Source organism: Aeromonas sp. PS2Canimalfood6 (assembly GCF_048276795.1).
Lineage (GTDB): Bacteria > Pseudomonadota > Gammaproteobacteria > Enterobacterales > Aeromonadaceae > Aeromonas > Aeromonas caviae.
Genome location: NZ_JBLUXC010000003.1, coordinates 1 through 20493 on the forward strand (window position 1 = coordinate 1; position 20493 = coordinate 20493).

Annotated in this window: 19 protein-coding genes; 2 read left to right on the plus strand and 17 right to left on the minus strand. The window is 58.0% G+C overall.

Features of this window, described 5'->3' with window-relative positions:
- Positions 1-89: 89 nt before the first annotated feature.
- From ACNPAA_RS01890 to ACNPAA_RS01905, 4 genes are read right to left on the minus strand one after another with little or no spacing between them, the layout of a single operon-like run.
- Positions 90-2246, minus strand: coding sequence for a type IV pilus modification PilV family protein (locus ACNPAA_RS01890; RefSeq protein ID WP_417891542.1), 2157 nt, complete (start codon positions 2244-2246; stop codon positions 90-92).
- A 10-nt stretch (positions 2247-2256) separates the two neighbouring features.
- Positions 2257-3366 (minus strand): PilX N-terminal domain-containing pilus assembly protein, encoded by a 1110-nt coding sequence (locus ACNPAA_RS01895; RefSeq protein ID WP_319899494.1) that lies wholly within the window; start codon positions 3364-3366, stop codon positions 2257-2259.
- A 2-nt stretch (positions 3367-3368) separates the two neighbouring features.
- Positions 3369-4013, minus strand: coding sequence for a PilW family protein (locus ACNPAA_RS01900; RefSeq protein ID WP_109421807.1), 645 nt, complete (start codon positions 4011-4013; stop codon positions 3369-3371).
- Positions 4007-4540, minus strand: coding sequence for a GspH/FimT family pseudopilin (locus ACNPAA_RS01905; RefSeq protein ID WP_235673795.1), 534 nt, complete (start codon positions 4538-4540; stop codon positions 4007-4009). The genes ACNPAA_RS01900 and ACNPAA_RS01905 overlap by 7 nt, the downstream gene beginning before the upstream one ends.
- A 93-nt stretch (positions 4541-4633) precedes the next feature.
- On the opposite strand from ACNPAA_RS01905, the gene ACNPAA_RS01910 reads away from it, so the two are divergent.
- The gene (locus ACNPAA_RS01910; protein ID WP_171864922.1) at positions 4634-5011 is read left to right on the plus strand and encodes a type IV pilin protein; all 378 of its coding nucleotides are present in this window, start codon (positions 4634-4636) and stop codon (positions 5009-5011) included.
- Between the two features lie 361 nt (positions 5012-5372).
- Here the strand turns inward: ACNPAA_RS01910 and ispH are convergent, their stop codons facing one another.
- From ispH to murJ, 6 genes are all read right to left on the minus strand, one after another.
- The gene (gene ispH, locus ACNPAA_RS01915; protein WP_417891543.1) at positions 5373-6308 is read right to left on the minus strand and encodes a 4-hydroxy-3-methylbut-2-enyl diphosphate reductase; all 936 of its coding nucleotides are present in this window, start codon (positions 6306-6308) and stop codon (positions 5373-5375) included.
- Positions 6308-6760: an FKBP-type peptidyl-prolyl cis-trans isomerase gene (gene fkpB / locus ACNPAA_RS01920; protein ID WP_042079281.1), complete on the minus strand. Its 453-nt coding sequence runs from the start codon at positions 6758-6760 to the stop codon at positions 6308-6310. The genes ispH and fkpB overlap by 1 nt, the downstream gene beginning before the upstream one ends.
- Positions 6757-7272 (minus strand): signal peptidase II, encoded by a 516-nt coding sequence (lspA, locus tag ACNPAA_RS01925; RefSeq protein ID WP_042079282.1) that lies wholly within the window; start codon positions 7270-7272, stop codon positions 6757-6759. Before lspA ends, fkpB begins: the two co-directional genes overlap by 4 nt.
- Complete coding sequence (gene ileS, locus ACNPAA_RS01930) at positions 7272-10133, minus strand: isoleucine--tRNA ligase (protein WP_043153062.1); 2862 nt, start codon at positions 10131-10133, stop codon at positions 7272-7274. Before ileS ends, lspA begins: the two co-directional genes overlap by 1 nt.
- The gene (gene ribF / locus ACNPAA_RS01935) at positions 10133-11107 is read right to left on the minus strand and encodes a bifunctional riboflavin kinase/FAD synthetase (protein ID WP_368176087.1); all 975 of its coding nucleotides are present in this window, start codon (positions 11105-11107) and stop codon (positions 10133-10135) included. The genes ileS and ribF overlap by 1 nt, the downstream gene beginning before the upstream one ends.
- A 204-nt stretch (positions 11108-11311) precedes the next feature.
- Positions 11312-12877, minus strand: coding sequence for a murein biosynthesis integral membrane protein MurJ (murJ, locus tag ACNPAA_RS01940; RefSeq protein WP_143238104.1), 1566 nt, complete (start codon positions 12875-12877; stop codon positions 11312-11314).
- Positions 12878-13068: 191 nt separating this feature from the next.
- Between murJ and rpsT the strand changes: the two genes are divergently transcribed.
- Positions 13069-13332, plus strand: a complete 264-nt coding sequence (rpsT, locus tag ACNPAA_RS01945; protein WP_005308808.1) for a 30S ribosomal protein S20 — start codon at positions 13069-13071, stop codon at positions 13330-13332.
- A 48-nt stretch (positions 13333-13380) separates the two neighbouring features.
- Here rpsT and ACNPAA_RS01950 read toward each other — a convergent pair whose 3' ends face one another.
- The 7 genes from ACNPAA_RS01950 to ptsP all read right to left on the minus strand — a co-directional run bounded on the left by ACNPAA_RS01950 (position 13381) and on the right by ptsP (position 20485).
- On the minus strand, positions 13381-13683 hold the full coding sequence (locus ACNPAA_RS01950) for an ArsR/SmtB family transcription factor (protein ID WP_029313781.1): 303 nt from the start codon (positions 13681-13683) through the stop codon (positions 13381-13383).
- A gap of 48 nt (positions 13684-13731) precedes the next feature.
- Positions 13732-14664 carry a transcriptional activator NhaR gene (gene nhaR / locus ACNPAA_RS01955; protein WP_010673095.1) on the minus strand — a complete coding sequence of 311 codons (933 nt, stop codon included), beginning with the start codon at positions 14662-14664 and terminating at the stop codon, positions 13732-13734.
- A complete protein-coding gene (locus ACNPAA_RS01960) occupies positions 14651-15031 on the minus strand; it encodes a hypothetical protein (RefSeq protein WP_175429470.1) in 381 nt (126 codons plus the stop codon). The genes nhaR and ACNPAA_RS01960 overlap by 14 nt, the downstream gene beginning before the upstream one ends.
- A gap of 20 nt (positions 15032-15051) precedes the next feature.
- Positions 15052-16242: a Na+/H+ antiporter NhaA gene (gene nhaA / locus ACNPAA_RS01965; protein WP_049636461.1), complete on the minus strand. Its 1191-nt coding sequence runs from the start codon at positions 16240-16242 to the stop codon at positions 15052-15054.
- Positions 16243-16520: 278 nt separating this feature from the next.
- Complete coding sequence (gene thyA / locus ACNPAA_RS01970; protein WP_039039983.1) at positions 16521-17315, minus strand: thymidylate synthase; 795 nt, start codon at positions 17313-17315, stop codon at positions 16521-16523.
- The gene (gene lgt / locus ACNPAA_RS01975; protein WP_043153049.1) at positions 17315-18139 is read right to left on the minus strand and encodes a prolipoprotein diacylglyceryl transferase; all 825 of its coding nucleotides are present in this window, start codon (positions 18137-18139) and stop codon (positions 17315-17317) included. Before lgt ends, thyA begins: the two co-directional genes overlap by 1 nt.
- Positions 18140-18205: 66 nt before the next feature.
- Entirely contained in the window at positions 18206-20485 is a 2280-nt protein-coding gene (ptsP, locus tag ACNPAA_RS01980; protein ID WP_323937326.1) for a phosphoenolpyruvate--protein phosphotransferase, read from the minus strand.
- Between the last annotated feature and the right edge of the window lie 8 nt (positions 20486-20493).

The window sequence follows — 20493 nt, forward strand, 5'->3', positions numbered from 1 at the left end:
GTTGCATTGATAATAGTCATGGCTTCGGGCGTGTCGGTTTTTTTTTGCGATTAAATCAGATCACAAACGAAGCCTTTTTTCTATCTATTTCAATTGGTTGTAGCTAAAGATCCTGTACATGAGGATGGATTAGCATCCACCAGAGTTTGCTCGACCATTTTCACACATGCTCCATTTATCGGAGGAGCACCGGCAACCGGCAGTTTGAGACCCGTTACAGGAGAAGACTCAATACGATAACCACTCTTGGTAAAGGTGAGGCTGAATGTGCTGTTGGGGTCGGTGGGAGGCACCCCTTTACATGCAATGACTACCGTTGCCGATGTGCCATTGATGGAGACCTGGCTGCAGGCTATCGCCGAATCGCTGGTAACGATGTTATATGGGGCAAACTGGCTACAGAGAACTGGTTCATCCAGATGACCTTTATTTCGTGAGCCAACACACTCGAGAACGAAACGATATTCGGTCTGCTCCGCAGCAGGTGGCTGCGTCGGCGGTTGCGTCGGTGGCTGTGTTGATCCTGCCCCGCTAATGCTGACCAGCATCGTAGAGGTGATAGCATCAGTAATATCTGATGGCAGCACAGCAACCCCGACAACACCAGAATTCCCCTGATACGCACGAGCCGTAATGGGAATTGGGCTGTCAACCGCGGGCGTGCCGGAATAGGTCGTTCTCAAGGTCGTCAACAGACCACGGCTATAAGAGCCGCTTATTGGTCCACTGGTAACGGAGCCCTTCGCACTGTCGCTGTCGCTGCGACTCCAAATACTCAGCAGAGTCATATTGACATCCTGAAATGGTATTTTGGCTAAATCCGGTTCTGTTGCCCCGTTTCTAAATACCTCATTTTCTAGATAACTGGGGGACATGATATCGACATAGATACCCCGACTGATCAATTGCTTTGTCTTGTTTACACCGATAGACAGCGTCGTTGTAATGCCGGTTTGATTGTCCCTCAGCCAAGTATTGAAGTCTTTAATCGCGGGGGAAGAGTTGGTTGCCGACCAATTACTGTCGTTCTTCCCCGAGAAAGCCATCTTTTGCCACTTGGCATGCTCTTTCACTACATAGGTGGTATAGGCCTGATAGTGGGCCAAGTTGATACTACTGTTGGTGTTAGGGTCGATATTACTGCTCAGAAAATTGTCAGCGAACGTGGTCAGACTGACCAAGCGCATGTCGGGGGCTGGTTTATAGATGCCATCGATGCGGATAAACCTGCAGGCATCAAGATAATCGCCGCTGCTGGCTGTAACCAGATCATTACCACTCAGTTTATATCTTGAGCGTGACAAATTCAGCGGCGCGTAATAGCCTGAAAAACCTTGATTATTCACATCATAGTGATTCTGGCAGCAGTCATCGCATAGTTCTTCCTGACCACTTGTAGCTGTACCTATAGACTTATTCAACTGGCTTGTAGCCTGCCAGTATTGTACCTTGCTTGACTGTATATATATGGGCTTAGTCGGCAGGTAGGCGGAACCGCTCGCACCTGCATTGTTACAGGTGCAGTAGACTACCGCATTATCCTGCAAGGCCAGCTTGTGGCTGGTGTTTCCCGTTGTCTGGTAAGTGGTGGTATCAAATTGAACCGTGTAACTGTTGGAGTCAGATTTTTTGGAGAGCTTAGGCACCGGCTTGCTGGATTCTTTATTGATACCATCACCCAGCGCAATCCTCACCACATCGGGTAACAAGCCTGGGGTAATGTTTATTTTGGGGCCTGTACGGGACGAATCCAGTCCGCCGTTCAACTGGCTCTTAAGCAGCGATGAACTGGGTGAGATATTGCTCGAAAGCTGCAGATTTTTATCTTTGTTTTCACTATCCTTCCAACGAACTGTCACGGTGACGACTTTCTGGCCAGACGTTGGTGCAGTATAACCACTCGGAGCCGAGTTCTGCCAAGCCGAGGTCGCAGTATTCCAGTATTGGTCCTTGGCATCCCAAGTGACTGTATAGCCATCACCAGATTGCGTCAGTGTGGTGCCCGTTGAATTAGTGGTTATGCCATTGTAAGCGGTGAGTGGTGCGGTGGCTGACGTGGGAGAGTTAAAATTGCGAAACTCATCGAGTTTGGACTCCGCCAGCCTCATCGCGATTTCGTAACGTCGCCCATCTTGTGACGCGACTAGCGCCGATTTTGAAAATGTCACCAAGCCTGCTACCGCCACCCCCAGCACGACCATGGCGATCAATATCTCAAGCAATCCAAATCCCAACTGCCTTTTCATTTTCATCTCCTCACCAGTCGCGCCAGGAACCTGGCACTATTTTAAGCTCTTTGAACGCCACCCCATGCTTAATTGCATTCAATATCGACTCGTCATATTTGACGAGATAGTTTCCATTTAATTTGTCCATCTCGTAGTTTGCGACAAAAATACCATTAAGGGTTGCTCCCCCATTAAGCTTTATGTTATAGCTTGTGGGCGTTGCCGTGGGTGAAGTGGGGGTTGAATAGGCAAACAACAAGCCACTGAAATTACTTTTTGCATTCATAGTGATGTCGCCGTCCTTGACAATAAGCACCACCGGTGATGACTGGGAGCCAAGTTGATCAGGCAGACTACAGTTCCCTGTCACCATGATGATTTTTGCCGCTGTGGTTGCCAAATCGTTGCAGGCAACTTTTGCCACGCCTAACTTATTCCACCATTCATTACCAGATGTGACGGTGCCATCGATATCAAATAGGTATTTGACCAAGTCCTTAGGAAAATCAGGGTCAGATTCCTTGATGTCAGATTTTTTTCCATCTTTCGCACTGCTGATATTGTCAGAACATGAATTGCCACCGGAGTAATTTTCCGCATGACAAGTTTCCCAATTACCATGACCATCAAGAGTTTCATCCGTCCAGACAGAGACGGGGACTCCCGGTCCACCGCCATTGGGGTTGGCAAGGACAATGCCTGTACCACCGATCCCTCCCCCACCCGCCAACGTCAAGGGCGCTCCCGGGATATCCGTCACCACCGGTTTTGACACATATTTCGCCTCTGCCACCGCCTGGGCCTGCCCATCCTTTAAGGTGGCCACGGATCTGATAACCACCGGCACTACGGTAGTCCCCCCGACCACCGCCGCACTGGCATTTTGCGCCAGCACGGTATAGCTCCCCAGCGCCCCAGAAATGGTAACGCTGCCCCGCCAGTCAACGCTGGCAACGCGCCCAAATCCATCGGACAGTCCCTGCTCGGCAAGCGCCACAGCCTGCCGATATTGAACTTCATTAAGGCTAATCCGACGATCGCTCACCAACACCTTGCCCACCAGCAGGGAGAGCGCCAACAAAATCAGCATCAGGATCAGAGTTACGCTCAGGGTGGTAAAACCAGATTGGGGTCTCATAGTCAGTATCCATCGTTACGCAACTTGATATCACGCTGCAAGTTCAAGGTCAGCTCAGTATTGTCCTTGTAGCGGCCCGAAATGTTGAGTTGAATTGCCCTGGCACCGCTCACCTGACTGCTGGAAAGCAGACGATAAGTAAGCTGGGTTATTTCTATGGTGTTATCGGTCGAAATGAGGCTACCGCTATTACAAGTGGGACTGGCCCCCGTAGCGAGTTTGACTCCCTTATCTGTGCTGCTGTAACTATAAAGCCGAGTTTCCAAGCTGCTGGACGGGCTGTTGTTCAGCACACCGTTTTCATTGTCATCATAACTAATCCTGATGCAGCGATAGATGTTGGAACCTGTTGCGGTTTCATCCATCAGGTCGGTGCTCGCATCGAAATAGAAGGGGGATGGGAGTGCACCAGATGCCAATCGAGTCGAGGTAGCGGCACTGGCATCATAACCTGCCCGCTCGATATCGCGGGCCATCATGTCGGTGATCGCCTGAACCTCCTGATTGAGTCGACTCACCTTCATGGCCGTGCCATTTGCCCTGAGAATCGTCGCGAAAAGCGTCGTCACCGCAGCCACCAGTAGCAAGCCCGCCACCATGGAAACCATCAACTCCACCAGACTGAAGCCTGCATGTCGCCTCAACATGTCGGCACCCCGCTCACATTGCTGACGGCACAGGTACGAACCCGTCCAACATTGTTGGTAACGACCCGCATGGCGTAGCTACCGGATGAGATGGCAATGTTACCAGCCGTCAGCGTTCCTCTGCGAGGAGAAATATTGAGCGGCCTGATATTGGTCGCCGACTCACTGTAACTCGCCACCAGAGTGATACCGGGGAATTCGCTGGCATTCACCCCTTTCCGCCCCTCGATGCTGGAACAAGCATCGGCACAGCTATTGCAGCTACCGTCGATATGCACCCGGTAGCACCAGTTACTGGTACCACTATTGAATAGCAGCAGATTGAGCGTCTGATTGCGTTTGACCGCCTCGGATTTGAGCAACATGACATCGGTATAGATAGCCTGTGTGGCAGCCCTCACCATCTGCTCCTGCCGCAATGACTGATAGCTGGGCAAGGCAACGGCAAGCAGCAATGCAGCCACCGTCATTGCCAGTAACAGCTCAATCAGGGTGAAACCGGAAACACGTCCTGCTGTGCGCATCATTTAGCCCAAGACTCCTTTCTTTTTGCCCATGCCAGTAGAGCCCACCGTCAGTACTATTCTATAGTATCAAACCGTTTCCAGAGCGTGCCGCCCATGAGAACCAAACAATCAGGTATTACATTGCTGGAGCTGCTGGTTGTGGTGGCTGTCGTCGCCATCCTGGCGGCTGTAGCCTACCCGAGCTTTACCGATGGGTTGCATAAGTCTCGTCGCGCCGAGGCAATCAAGGGCCTGCTGAGCATGCAGCTCAAGCAGGAGGAATTTCGCATATCCAATACGAGTTATAGCGGAACACCAGCTCAAGTGGGTAACCCAACAAGCGATTACTACACCTTCACCATCTCTGGCGCTACCGCTACGGTTTATACCCTGATAGCCACAGCCAAAGGCAGCCAAAGCAATGATTCAGGCTGTACTACTCTGACCCTCAACAAGGCCGATACCAAGACGCCATCTGACTGTTGGAAGTAACTCACTGCGGACCAGTTACACCGAAGCCACAAGCTGATTCGACTGCGTAGTCAGTTTCGTGTTTTGGATCAATGAGTTAAATGATGTGGCCCCAGCGTCAGCTGGATAGACAAGAGTGCTATGGTGACCATCGGCTTGATGAGCGTGAAACCAAGGTGCGCAAACATCCTGTTATGCACAGTGCCAAGCCCTCCGTAAGTTCCATCCATGTTGGGGTCGGCATCAGGAAATGTCGAAATTTCAACCAGAACTATCGACATTGTTAATGGCAAAGCAGGCTTCAAACGAGAACACCCGCTGCTTTTATTATGGAAAACGAAACGCTAGTCACAAAAATGCCGGCGCTGGGCCGGCATTTCTATTAGAGGATACGAAGTTCGGGGGGGACCTCAAACACCACGTTTTCCTCGCGACCCGGATGTTCGGTCACTATCTTGCCCCCCAGCTCGCGCAGGCGACCAATGACGTTCTGTACCAGCACGTCGGGTGCAGAAGCCCCTGCCGTCACCCCGATACGTTCCACACCGTCCAGCCACTGTGTCTCAATCATGGAGGCATCATCGATGAGGTAGGCACGAGCCCCCACCTTCTCGGCCAGCTCCCGCAGGCGATTGGAGTTGGAGGAGTTGCGCGACCCCACCACCAGCATGGCATCCACCAGCCCGGCCATCTCCCGCACCGCATCCTGGCGGTTCTGGGTGGCGTAGCAGATGTCATCCTTGCGCGGCCCCTGGATCTTGGGGAAGTGCGCACGCAAGGCATCGATGACGTCTGACGTCTCATCCACGCTGAGGGTGGTCTGGGTGACGAAACAGAGGTCGTCCGGGTTCTTCACCTTGAGTTTGGCCACATCTTCCGGCGTCTCCACCAGATACATGCCACCCTCACTGTTCTCGTACTGTCCCATGGTGCCGATCACCTCGGGGTGGCCGGCATGGCCGATGAGCACGGCCTCGGAGCCCTTGCGACTGGCGCGATGGACCTCCATGTGCACCTTGGTCACCAGCGGACAGGTGGCATCGAACACCTTGAGGGCGCGGGACTTGGCCATCTCGCGCACCGTCTTGGCCACGCCGTGGGCGGAGAAGATGACGATGCTGTCGTCCGGCACCTCGTCCAGCTCCTCGACGAAGACGGCGCCCGCCTCCTTCAGCTTGTTCACCACGTAGCGGTTGTGCACCACCTCGTGGCGGACATAGATGGGGGCACCGAACTTCTCCAGCGCGCTCTCGACGATGCTGATGGCCCGGTCGACACCGGCGCAGAAGCCACGGGGGTTAGCCAGCAGAATATCCATCAGTGAACCTTCTCCTCGTCATCAACCCCCAGGATCTCCACCTCGAAGGTGACGGTGTGACCGGCCAGGGGGTGGTTGAAATCGACCGTGACCGACATCCCTTCCACCGCCCGGATGATCCCGGGCAGCTCGCTGCCGTTGGGCTGGTCGAACAGTATGATGGTACCTACCTTGGGCTCTACATCGGCACCGAACTTGGCGCGGTCGAGATGGTAGATGTTATCGGGGTTGGAGAGGCCAAAGGCCTCTTCCGGCACCAGGGTGAAGCTCTTGCTCTCCCCTGCTCGCAACCCCAGCAGGCATTGCTCGAAGCTCGGCGTCAGACTGCCGTCTCCCATCCGCAGACGGGCCGGCTTGCCGTGCAGCGCCGTGCTGTCGGCCACCGAGCCGTCTTCCAGTTTGATAGAGAAGTGGAACAGCACGCTGCTGTCCGCAGCAATCGACTGGCTCATGAGGTCGCGTCCTGTTTTTTCTCGCCACGGAAGCCATCCAGCACGATCATGGCGGCACCGATGAAGATGAAGCTGTCCGCCAGGTTGAACGCCGGCCAGTGGGCACGCTGCCAGTAAAAGTCGAGGAAGTCGACCACATGGCCCAGCACCAGCCGGTCAAACACGTTGCCGAGCGCCCCGCCGATGATCAGGCTGTAGGCGATACCGCTCCAGCGCTGGGTCACCGACTGCTTGCGCAACCAATGGATCAGCAGACCGCAGATGGCAAACGCCAGCAGGGCGAAGAACCAGCGCTGCCAGCCCCCCTGATCGGCCAGGAAGCTGAAGGCCGCCCCCTTGTTGTAGACGTGGACCAGGTTGAAGAAGGGGGTGATCTCCACCCCCGGATAGCCAAACGGCAGCAGCTTGACCACGGCGAGCTTGCTCGCCTGGTCCAGTACGAAGGCCAGCACCGCCAGCCACAGCCAACGCAGGCCGGTTTTGTTGTTCATCTCGTTCTGAGTCATGTTCATCAGGCAAATTGACGCGTTTCGCCGTCACCCTCGACGTTGGTGACACAGCGGCCACAGATCTCTTCGTGACCCGCGATGGTGCCCACGTCTTCCACATGGTGCCAGCAGCGGTCGCACTTGGCGGCGGCAGACTGCGCCACGCAGAGCCACAGGTCGTCGCGCTCGGTCGCCACGGCCTCTGCCGGTGCGGCATCGACGCTGACCACCCTGGCCTTGGAGGTGAGCAGCACGAAGCGCAGCTCATCGGCCAGGGCGTTCAGGCGGGCAGCCAGTTCCGGCTTGGCGAACAGGGTCAGTTCGGCCTGCAGGGAGCCACCGATGCGCTTCTCCCCACGAGCCACTTCCAGCGCCTTGTTCACTTCACCGCGCACGGCGAGGATCTCGGCCCAGAACTCGTCGTTCAGCACTTCGCCCGCTTCCAGCCCGAACAGGCCGTCGTACCACTCCTCGGTGAAAACGAATTCGCCACGCTCACCTGGCAGCAGAGCCCAGATCTCGTCGGCGGTGAAGCTCATGATGGGCGCCATCCAGCGCACCATGGCCTCGGCGATATGATAGAGGGCAGTCTGGCAGGAGCGACGGGCCAGGCTGTCAGCCTTGGCGGTGTACTGACGGTCCTTGATGACGTCCAGATAGAAGGAACCCATCTCGATGGAGCAGAACTGCATCAGCTTCTGGGTCACGCCGTGGAAGTTGTACTCGTCGAACGCTGCCACAATCTCGGCCTGTACCGCCTTGGCACGGCCCACGGCCCAACGATCCACCACCACCATGTCGGCAGGTGCCACCATGTCGGTCGCTGGATTGAAGCCGTTGAGGTTGGCCAGCAGGAAGCGGGCGGTGTTGCGAATACGACGATAGGCGTCGGCCGAGCGCTTGAGGATCTCGTCGGAGACGGTCATCTCGCCGGTGTAGTCGGTGCTGGCGACCCACAGACGCAGGATGTCGGCCCCCAGCTTGTTCATCACGTCCTGCGGGCTGACCACGTTGCCGATGGACTTGGACATCTTGCGGCCCTGACCATCCACGGTGAAGCCGTGAGTCAGCACCTGGTTGTAGGGAGCCTTGTCTTTCATGGCGACGCCGATCATCAAGGAGGACATGAACCAGCCACGGTGCTGGTCAGAACCTTCCAGATACATGTCGGCCGGCTTGCCGTTGAACTCGGGACGGGCATCGACCACGGAGGCATGGGTAGAGCCGGAGTCGAACCAGACGTCCAGGGTGTCGGGCACCTTCTCGTAGTTGTCGGCGTCCGCGCCCAGCAGCTCGGCCTTGTCCAGATCCCACCAGGCCTGGATGCCGGACTGCTCGACCCGCTTGGCCACCTCTTCCATCAGGCGGACGGAATCCGGGTGCAGCTCCTGGGTATCCTTGTGAACGAACAGGGAGATGGGCACGCCCCAGGTACGCTGACGGGAGATGCACCAGTCGGGACGATTCTCGACCATGGCCTGAATGCGGTTCTTGCCCCAGGCCGGCACCCAGCCGCTCTGGCCGTGCTGGGCAATGCCCTCTTTCTCGATGCGCTCGATCTCTTCGAGGGCACGCTTGCGCAGACCCTTCTGCTCCATGCTGATGAACCACTGCGGGGTGGCACGGAAAATGATCGGGGTCTTGTGGCGCCAGCAGTGCGGGTAGGAGTGGTTGAACACCTTGTGGTGAAGCAGGGCGCCGCGCTCGGTCAGCACCTCGACCACGGAGGCGTTGGCCTTAAACACGTGCTGGCCGGCAAACAGCTCGGTATCCGGCAGATAGACGCCGTTGCTGCCAACCGGGTTGGCCACTTCCAGGCCGTACTTTTGACCGACCACGAAGTCTTCCTGACCGTGGCCAGGGGCGGTGTGCACCGCACCGGTACCGGCGTCCAGGGTGACATGGTCACCCAGCACCACGGGCACGTCGAAGTGGTAGAAGGGGTGGTTGAAGCGCAGCAGCTCGAGCGCCGCGCCCTTGGCGTAGCCCAGGTTGTGGAACTTCTCGATGCCGGCCCTGTCCATCACGTCCTTGACCAGCTCGGCGGCCAGGATCAGGCGCTCGGGATTGTCGCCCTCAACCTGCACCAGTGCGTAGTCGAGATCGGCATGCATGGCGATGGCGCGGTTGGCCGGCAGGGTCCAGGGGGTGGTGGTCCAGATCACGGCAGAGATCACGCCCTTGCCGGTGTGGCCTTCGGCGCAGTCAAACTTGGCGGCGACGGCAGCCTCGTCGACGGCCTTGAAGCGCACGTCGATGGAGGGGGAGTTCTTGTCGTAGTACTCCACTTCGGCCTCAGCCAGCGCGGAGCCGCAGTCGGTACACCAGTGCACCGGCTTGGAGCCCTTGTGCAGGTGGCCGTTGGCCACGATCTTCGCCATGGAGCGGATGATGTTGGCTTCAGTGCCGAAATCCATGGTCAGGTAGGGATGTTCCCAGTCACCCAGCACGCCCAGACGGATGAAGTCGGTCTTCTGCGCTTCGATCTGGGTTTTGGCGTATTTGCGGCACTCGGCGCGGAACTCGGCGGCGGAAACCTTCTCGCCCGGCTTGCCGACCATGCCTTCCACTTTCAACTCGATGGGCAGACCGTGGCAATCCCAGCCCGGTACATAGGGGGAATCGAAGCCAGAAAGGCCTTTGGACTTGATGATGATGTCTTTGAGGATCTTGTTGACCGAGTGACCGATGTGAATGCTGCCGTTCGCATAGGGGGGGCCATCGTGCAGAATGAAAGAAGGCTTGCCCGCTTTGGCGCGGCGAATGGCGCCGTAAAGATCCTGATCGTACCAACGTTTCAGCATGTTGGGTTCGCGTTTGGCCAGATCGCCACGCATCGGAAACTCGGTTTCCGGCAGATTCAGGGTGTGTTTATAGTCGCTCATCAGTCCTGGGTTCCCTTCTTTTCTAAAAGAGTGCTGGGTAAATGAAATTGTGGCAGCCCGAACCAGGCTCGGGCCGCCAGGGCATCTCGTTCGATCTGCTCTTTCAAGGCGGTGAAAGAGTCAAATTTCTGCTCTTCGCGCAGCTTGTGGCGAAGCAGCACCTTGACCTGCTGACCATATAGATCACCATAAAAATCAAATAGATGTACTTCCAATCTGGCTTGTGTACCGCTCAAGGTCGGGCGTACACCCACATTGGCGACACCGGGGAAAGTCTTGCCGGAACATATCACTTCCACCGCAAACACGCCACCGACCGGGACAACCTGGCGTTTGAGGGCCAGATTCGCGGTGGGAAAACCTATGGTGCGCCCCAGCTTGTCGCCATGGGCCACCCGGCCGCTGATGGCATAGGGGCGACCGAGCATCAACTCCACCTCCGCCATGCGGCCCGCTTTCAGGGCCTCGCGCACCAGCGTACTGCTGACCCGCTGGCGGGAAAGCTGGAAACTCTGGGTGCTGATCACCTCGAACCCGAAGCGCCGACCGGCCTCCTCCAGCAGGTGGAAGTCCCCTTCCCGCCCCTTGCCGAAGCGAAAATCGTCGCCGACCACCAGATAGTGCACGCCGAGTTTCTCCACCAGCAGTTGCTCGATGAAGGTGCTGGCCGCCTGCTCGGCAAAGCGATGGGTGAAACGCACGCAGAGCATGCGATCGATCTGCATTCCCTTGAGGGCTTCGTACTTCTCCCGCCAGCGGCTGAGGCGGGCGGGCGCGGCACTGCCCGCAAACAGCTCCAGCGGCTGGGGTTCGAACAACATGACGCAGGCTGGCAGGCCAAGTTGGGCGGCCTTATCCTGCAAACGGGCCAACACCGCGTGGTGCCCCTGATGAACCCCATCGAAGTTGCCTATGGTCAATACACAGCCCCGGTGACGGGGCTTGATATTGTGAATGCCGCGAATAAGCTCCATCAGTGCCTTGTGCGTTGCTGCCATGGAAATCGGCGGATTATATATCAGGCAGCAGGCAGGGTCAGCCCTGCATTACCCCGATTTCAGCCATCCCGCCCGGTTCCCCGGGCTCGGCCAGGGCCATTCTCCCCCGTCGGTCGCCCGGCCCCCCTCTCCTGCTCTGCTATCCCGACCAGCCCGCAGCGCCTTGCTTCCAAGCCGTTATTACGGCTGCTGATCGGCTCTCAGGTGTCGTGGCCGTATGCCCAGCGCCACCAGCACAATCCCGTACACAGCCCCGCCGAGGCAGAGCAGCAAGGTCAGCTCAAGACTGGCTTTGCCCATGCTCCAGGCGCCCCACTGGGCGAGATCCGGTGACAGGTAGGCGAGCAGCCCCCCCATCAGCACAGTGGCAACCAGCAGTTTGAGGCAGAACACCCCGGTGTTGCGGGAGGGGCGGTAGACATTCTGTTGATAGAGCCCCTTGAACAGCAAGGCGGCGTTCAGGGTGCCAGAACAGGCGGTAGCGAGCGCCAGCCCCACGTAACCGAGCGGGTAAATGAAGATGAGGTTGCAGACCATGTTGGCCACCATGGCCATGATGCCGATACGCACCGGGGTCTTGGTGTCCTGGCGGGCGTAGTAGCCCGGCGCCAGCACCTTGATCAGCATCAGGGAGAGCAACCCTGTGGTGGAGGCCAGCAAGCTGGCGCTGGACATGCTCACCTCGTGCAGGCCGAACTCGCCGCGCATGAAAAGCACCCGCAGTATGGGCTCGCGCAGCACGGCGATGCCCACCATGGCGGGCATGCCGAGCAGCATCACCATTCGCATACCCCAGTCCATGGTACGGGAGAAATCCGCCGGATCCGCATCCACATGCTTGCGGGCCAGGGCTGGCAGGATGACGGTGCTGATGGCCACCGCGAACAGGCCGAGGGGAAACTCCAGCAGGCGATCAGAGTAATACAGATAGCTGATGGCGCCGGTGGCCAAGAAGGAGGCCAGCATGGTGTTGATCAGCAGATTGATCTGGCTGACCGAGACACCAAACAGGGCCGGGATCATCAGGGTACGGATCTTCACCACCCCGGGGTGATGCCAACCCCACTTGGGCCAGACCAGCATGTTGAGCTGGCGCAGAAAAGGGTACTGGAACAAAAACTGGACCAGACCGCCGAGGAAGACACCGATCGCCAGGGAGATTTCGGGGCGCTCCATCAAGGGCGCTATCCACCAGGCCGCCGCAATCATGGTGATGTTGAGGAACACAGGCGTGAAGGAGGACACGGCAAAACGGCCAAAGGTATTGAGAATGGCCCCCGCCATGGCGGTGAAGGTGATGAACCAGAGATAGGGGAAGGTGATCTTGAGCATCAGACTGGCCAGCTCGAACTTCTCCGCCGCCGGTCCGCCATGCAGCCAGTCCCAGAACCAGCCCCAGCCAAAGAGGGCCGTCAGGACACCGGAACCCAGCACCCCGAGCAAGGTGACCACGGTGACGATGCCACCCAGGGTGCCCGCCACCGCCGCCAGCAACTCGCGAACCGCCTGCTCGTCACCGTTTTTCTTGTACTCCGTCATCACGGGCACGAAGGCCTGGTTGAATGCCCCTTCGGCAAAGAGACGGCGCAAGAAGTTGGGAATGCGATTGGCGAAGAAGAAGACGTCTGCGGCCACCCCGGCACCGAGCAAATTGGCGATGACCACATCGCGCACCAAGCCCATCACACGGGATGCCAGCGTCATTCCGGACACTATCATGCCGGATTTGATCAATTTCTTACTCAAGACGAGGCCTCTGGAACTGTCGGAAAGAAAAGAATGCTGTTAGAATCGGCCGACAGTTTAACCGTCTCCCATCTGACACACCACCGGGGGGCGGTGTTTATTTGCACAAATCATTTGACAATATGTGGTTGGGAAGGCATATTTCCGGGCCTTTTCAATACACTCGCTAAGACAGTTTTAGGAGTTTTACCTTGGCTAACATCAAATCTGCTAAGAAGCGTGCTCTTCAGTCAGAGAAACGTCGTCAGCACAACGCCAGCCGTCGTTCCATGACCCGTACCTACCTGAAGAAAGTGATCGCTGCCATCGCCTCTGGTGACAAGGCTGCTGCCACTGCCGCTTTCGCTGTTGCTCAGCCGATCATGGATCGTATGGCGACCAAAGGCCTGATCCACAAGAACAAAGCTGCTCGTCACAAGAGCCGCCTGTCTGCCCAGATCAAAGCCATGGCTTAATCAGCATCCGCTGATGAAAGCTGAAAAAACCGGCCTAGTGCCGGTTTTTTATTTGGGGTCGCTACAGTACAGTCTGTGCAACAGTCCGATCATCTCACGCACTTCATGGCTGCGCAGGGAATAATAGACCGTCTGGGCTTCCTTCCTCGTCGCCACCAGCTCATCCCGGCGCAACACCGCCAGATGCTGCGACATGGCTGACTGGCTCAATCCCAATACCTCGTTCAGCTCGCCGACCGACAGCTCCCTATCCAGCAACTGGCACAAGATAAACAGCCGTCGCTCATTGGCCAATGCCTTGAGCAGGGTGACGGCACGCCCGGCATTCGCTTCCATCTCTTCCAATTGCATCTCACCCTCCTCTTCCAAGACAGGCATCATAGCGCCGTCACCGTCGATTTAAAACGAGAGGCTTGCCGGCTGAATGGCCGTGAAATCCTCCTGCCCGGCAAAGAGGAAGGAGAAATCACTCTCGCATACTCGCTTGACCGCAGGATGTTGGATCATCCGCTCGGCAAAGATGACGTAATACTCCTCCATCAGATCCTGGGTTTCACCTAGCAGCATCACCTCCTCCCCCTCCAGGATCTCTTCCCGATAGATGGTCGGAGCCATGAAGATGCCCTGGTTGAAGAAGCCGAACGCCTTCATCAGCGCCGCATCATCGAATTCTCCCAGAATACTGGGGGAAATCCCCTGCTGCTCGAACCACTGGGTCAGTTGACGACCCATGGCGGTACGGCGGCCCGGGATGAGCAGCTTGCGCTCTTCCAGGCAAGCAGGGAAAGGCTGGGAGGGCAGAGGCGCCTTGCAGAAGAAACTGACGCCGCATCCCCCCAGACGCTTGGACAGCAACCCGGCATGCTGGCTGGAGTCCACCGGGCAATCAGAGAGGATCATGTCGAGCTTGTGCTCGCTCAACTGCTCCAGGAGCAGTTCATGGGTCGACTCGAAGCAGCGCAGGTGAATGGAACCGTCATTGGGGATCACGGAGAGCAGCACCCGGCTGGCAAGACGCTTGGAGAGTGCATCGGCGATGCCGACGTCGAACAGGATCTGGCTCTCCTTGCGGTAGTTGACGATATCCAGCATCTCGTAGGAGAGGCTGAACATCTTGTCTGCATAGCGAAATACCAGTTGGCCAAGCTCGGTGGCCTCAAGGGAGCGCCCCTTTCTGATCAGCAACTTGCCGCCAAGACGCTGCTCAAGCAGCTTGATCTGACCGGTCACGGTCTGTGGGGTCAAAAAGAGGGCTTCCGCCGCCTGCGTGACGGAGCCCTTCTTCTGAGTCATCCAAAAATAGTAGAGATGGTTGTAGTTAAGGTGTGACATCCGATGGGGTTCCCGCGCCAGGCGGGCTCCGGTAGCAGCTGAGTTCAACCGCCAGAATGTCATACATGTCGCTGATCGAGTCAACCTTGTTCGCGTCGAACTGTGCCTGCAGATGGGCCTTGAGACGACCGGCATCCGGCATTCGCTCGGTGCAATAGCGCTTGTTGGACAGCTTGACTCGCTCGCCGGCACGACTGCTCAGTGCCCGTTCGGCGAAGGTCTCTCCGAACCGGGCTTTTACCTGTGAGTCCCCCAGCATGAGTGCGCTGTCGACCACCCCGTTGAGATAGGCAGAACAACTTGCCGAGGTGGCATCCCGCTGACAATCGGCCAGACTATCTGCCCAGAGTGCAGGGCTTGCCAGCATGACTAACCATCCTAGTTTTCTCATAACCCCTCCGTACTTTGATTCGCCTCCCGATTGGGCAGCGATATCCGCAGAGCGATGTAACCGATCACGGCCGCGAGTGTGGAACCTGCCAGGATCCCGAGGCGCGAGTAGCTGCCGTAGTCCAGTCCGCCATGCTCGAATGCCAGCGATGCGATAAACATCGACATGGTGAAGCCGATGCCACACAGGATGCTGACGGCAAAGATCTGTCTGAAGTTCACTCCTTGCGGCAATTGGGCAATGCCTGATTTCACTGCCAGCCAGCTGATGGTGAAAATCCCGAGCGGCTTGCCGACGAAGAGCCCCAGGATGATCCCCATGGGGAGCGGATTGAGCAGAGCCGAGAAGTAGACCCCCTCCAGCGATACCCCGGCGTTGGCGAAAGCGAACAGCGGCAGGATCAGGAAGGCGCTCCAGGGGTGCAGCACATGCTCCAGATGCTTGAGTGGCGATGCGTAACGCTTGCCGTTGAGGGGGATCATGAAGCCCACGATGACCCCCGCCAGAGTCGCATGGACACCGGACTTGAGCACGGCAACCCAGAGCACCAGGCCGACTAGCATATAGAGTCCAATCCTGTCCTCACCACGGCGATTCATCCAGAGCAAGGTCAGGGTGGCCACCACACCTATCGCCAGCGCAGTCAGCGACAGTTGCTGGGTGTAGAAGAGGGCAATGATGATGATGACCCCCAGATCGTCCATGATGGCCAGCGCCAGCAAGAAGACCTTGAGGCTGGTCGGTACCCGCTTGCCCAGCAGCGCCATGACCCCGAGAGCGAAGGCGATGTCGGTTGCGGCCGGAATCGCCCAGCCAGCACGGGTAGCCTCGTCTCCGTAGTTGAAGAAGCTATAGATGAGGGCCGGTGCCAACATCCCACCCACGGCGGCAATGGCCGGGAAGGTTGCCTGCACCCGGGAGGAAAGCGCCCCCTCCAGCATCTCTCGCTTCACCTCGAGACCCACCAGAAGGAAGAAGATCGCCATGAAGCCATCGTTGATCCAGAGCAGCAGCGGCTTGTTGATGTCGAGCGCCGCGATGCGAACCTGCACCTCGGTATTGAGGAAGCTCTGATAGTGTTGCGCCAGCGCCGAATTGGCCAAGCCGATGGCAAGCAGGGCGGCCAGGATCAGAATGATCCCGGAAGCAGACTCCAGTTTGAGAAAACGCTTGAATACATCGCTCATATCTAACTACCCATAAGATTCCATTTTTTCAGTATAGGGCCCGAGTAGCTCAATGAAAAATCGTTTCTAACGGCCGATAACAACGAAAAAACCGAAAGCAAAACAGATAATGCCTGCTATAAGCCGGTTACTACCCTCTTTCAAGAGCCTTCTCTCCACCCGGAACACCGCATATAAATTCACATAAAATGCAAAAGGCGCCCGCAGGCGCCTCTAACAGCTGAGTGTCAATTCATCGTCACCTGAGTGACGGGACTCGCCCCAGGCTCATTACTTACTCAAATAGCGACAGGCGCCTTGATCCCAGGATGGGGATCATAGCCCTGGATCTCGAAATCCTCGAATCTGTAATCGAAGATGGAGTCAGGTTTGCGCTTGATCACCAGTTGTGGCAGGGGGCGCGGCTCGCGGGTGAGTTGCAGTGCGGTCTGCTCCATGTGGTTGGAATAGAGGTGCACATCGCCACCGGTCCAGACAAAGTCCCCCACTTCCAGATCGCACTGCTGCGCCATCATGTGGGTCAGCAGCGCATAGCTTGCAATGTTGAACGGCAGGCCAAGGAAAACATCACAACTGCGCTGGTAGAGCTGGCAGGAGAGCTTGCCATCCGCCACATAGAACTGGAAGAAGGCGTGGCAGGGTGCCAGCGCCATTTTGTCCAGCTCGCCCACGTTCCATGCGGAGACGATGATGCGGCGGGAATCCGGGTTGTGCTTGATGTCATCCACCGCTTTCTGGATCTGGTCGATGACGGATCCATCGGCCGCTGGCCAGGAGCGCCACTGGGCACCATAGACAGGCCCCAGATCACCGTGCTCGTCGGCCCACTCATCCCAGATGCTGACACCGTGCTCTTTCAGATAGGCGGTGTTGGTATCGCCATTGAGGAACCAGAGCAGCTCATGAATGATGGAGCGCAGGTGGCACTTCTTGGTGGTCACCAGCGGGAATCCTTCCGCCAGATTGAAGCGCATCTGATGACCGAACAAGGAGACTGTCCCGGTGCCGGTGCGATCGGATTTGACGGTCCCTTCATCCAGAATTTTCTGCATCAGGTCGAGATAGGCACGCATTACTTCGCCTCCTTGGGTGCATTGCCGAACAGACGGGGCTGCTTGTAGGCGGCCCAGACCATGAGGCCCCCCGCCACTATCATCGGGGTAGATAGGATCTGACCCATGCTGATCTCGTTGAAGTAGAGACCCAGCTGGCTGTCTGGTTGACGAACAAACTCCACCAGGAAGCGGAACAGACCGTAGAAGAGCAGGAACATGCCGGAGATGGCGCCACGGGGCGGGTGCTTGCGCCAGAACAGGTTCAGGATGATGAAGAGCACCACCCCTTCCAGCGCGAACTGATAGAGCTGGGACGGGTGACGCGGCTCGGGGCCCGCCTCCGGGAAGATGATGGCCCAGGGGACATCGGTCACCCGACCCCACAACTCGCCGTTCATGAAGTTGCCGATGCGGCCAACACCGAGGCCGAACGGAATCAGCGGCGCCACGAAATCCGCCACGGTGAAGAAGTGGCGCTGGGTTTTGTGGGCAAACCAGATCATGGCGGTGATCACCCCGATGAGGCCACCGTGGAACGACATGCCACCGGTCCATATCTTGAACAGATAGGTCGGGTCGGCGAGGAAGAGATCGAAGTTATAGAACAGCACGTAACCGATGCGCCCTCCCAGGATCACCCCGAGGAAGCCGTAGAACAGCAGATCCGAGACCTCGTTGCGGGTCCAGCCGCTATTGGGTGCATCGGCGCGGCGACCTGCCAGCCACATGGCGAAGGCAAAACCGAACAGGTACATGAGACCATACCAGCGTACCGATAATGGTCCCAAACTGAATGCTACGGGATCAATCTGCGAGAAAACCCAATATCCGTCGTGCTGCATAGGCGGCCCCAATCATAAGAAAAGCCGCATTCTCCGATCATTCTTACGCAGTAACAAGGTGGAATATCAATCGGGCAGCCTGACCTTGTGCCCAGCCCGCAGCAATCCGCCCAGACCGTGCTCTTCCAGATATCGGGCGAACAGGCCCCGCAGCACGTGAGGATTGTCATGCTTGAGACCATCCGCCATCAGCGCCTTCAACTCGCCAAGGTCGGATTGCCGCAGCACGTATTTGATACGGGAGATGTTGTGGGTATTCATGCTGAAACGGCGATAGCCCATGGCCAGCAGCAGCAGCACTCCGACCGGATCGCCAGCCAGCTCGCCACAAACAGAGACCGGCTTGTGATAGCGCTGAGAGGCATCGACCAACAGTTGCAAAGCGCGGATCACCGCGGGATGGAAGGCATCGTAGATGCTGGCGACACGGGCATTGTTGCGATCCACCGCCAGCAGGTACTGGGTCAGGTCGTTACTGCCCACCGACCAGAAGTCGATGAGCGGCGCCATCTCCGGCAGGATGTACAGCGCGGAGGGGACTTCGATCATCACCCCGAGACTGGGGTAGCGGATCACCGCATCGCGGCTGGCCGCTTCTTCCGACACCTCGCGCCACGCCTGATCCAGCAGACGACGGGAGGCCTTGATTTCACTGACACTGCTGATCATCGGCAGCATGATGGCCAGATTGTCCAGCCCTTCGCTGGCCCGCAACATGGCCTTGAGCTGAACCAGGAAGAGTTCGGGGTGATCCAGGGTGAGCCGGATCCCCCGCCAACCAAGGAAGGGATTTTCCTCCACGATGGGGAAATAGGGCAGTTGTTTGTCCCCCCCCACGTCCAGAGTCCGCATGCACACCGGGCGATCCCGATAGGTTTCCAGGATCCCGCGATAGCGGGCAGTCTGCTCCCACTCCGAAGGGAAGCTGTCCTGCAGCATGAAGGGGATCTCGGTGCGATAGAGCCCGACCCCGTCCGCCAGATGATTGAGGGAGATCTCGGTATCCGCACTCAGCCCTGCGTTGAGCAGCAGAGAGACCTTGGTGCCGTCGGCAGTCTCGGAGGGCTGGTTGTCGACGCTACGCACCAGGGTGTCGAGTGCCCGCTCCTCACTCAGCAGTTGCCGGTACTCGGTCAGGATCACCTGGTTGGGTTCGATGAAGAGATCGCCGCTGTAGCCATCGATGACCAGGGTGCGCCCGCCGATGTCACCGAGGGGCAGATCCACCCCCATGATGGCCGCCACCCCCATGGCACGGGCCAGGATCGCGGCATGGGAGTTGGTCCCGCCCTTGAGCGACACCACGCCGCTCAGGAATTCCCGCGGGATCTCGGCGAGTATGGTGGCGGTCACCTCGTCGGCCACCAGTACCACGGGCTCCCCTATGGTGAGCTGCTCGGGCTCGTCCTGCACCAGGCGGCTGATGAGCCTCTGGGCGATATCCTTCACATCGGTGGAGCGCTCTCTCAGGTAGGGATCCTTCATCCCCTTGAACTGTTCGATCAGGCGATCGCTGATGAGCTTGACCGCGGAGATCGCGGTCCAGTGCTCCTTGCTGACCTTGTTGCGGATCGGCTTGATGTAGCCAGGGTCGTCCAGCAGGTGCAGATAGATGTCGAAGATCGCGACCGAGTCCTGGCTGTAACTCTCGCGAAAGCGCAGCGCCAGGCTCTCCAGATCGTGGCGCACCTCCTCCACCGCCAGCTCGAGGCGGGCCAGCTGCTTGCCGTGGTCCTCGTCCTTGCGCGGCGTGATGGTGTTGAGCGCCTTGCGCGGGCGCCACACCCAGGCCTTGGCGATGGCGATGCCGCTGGCCCCGGCGATGCCGCGCAGGGGCTTGCTCCAGTCGGTCTTCTGCAACCACCCCTTGGCCTGGGCCTGGGCGATGCGAGCCGCCAGCTGGGCCGCCAGGGTGACCATGAAGGACTCTTCCCCTTCATCGAACAACCGACTCTCTTTCTGCTGCACCACCAGAATGCCCACCACCTGGCGCTGATGCATGATGGGGGCACCGAGGAAGGAGCGAAACGCCTCCTCGGCCACGTCGGGCAGGAACTTGAAACTGGGGTGGGCCGGGGCATCGGCCAGGTTGATCAGCTCTTCACGCTGACCCACCAGACCGACGATGCCCTGTTCGAAGGGCAGGGTCGCCTTGCCCACGGCCGATTCGGCCAGGCCATCGGTGGCCGCCAGCCGGTAGCGGCGCATCTCTGGCTCGGCGACATAGACGGAGCAACAGTCCACCGTCATGGCGAGCCGGGTCTGGCTCACCAATGCATGCAGGGCTTGTTCGAGGGTGTTGGCCTCGGCCATGCTTTCCACGATGCGTCTGAGTTCCGTCAGCAACTAGTTAT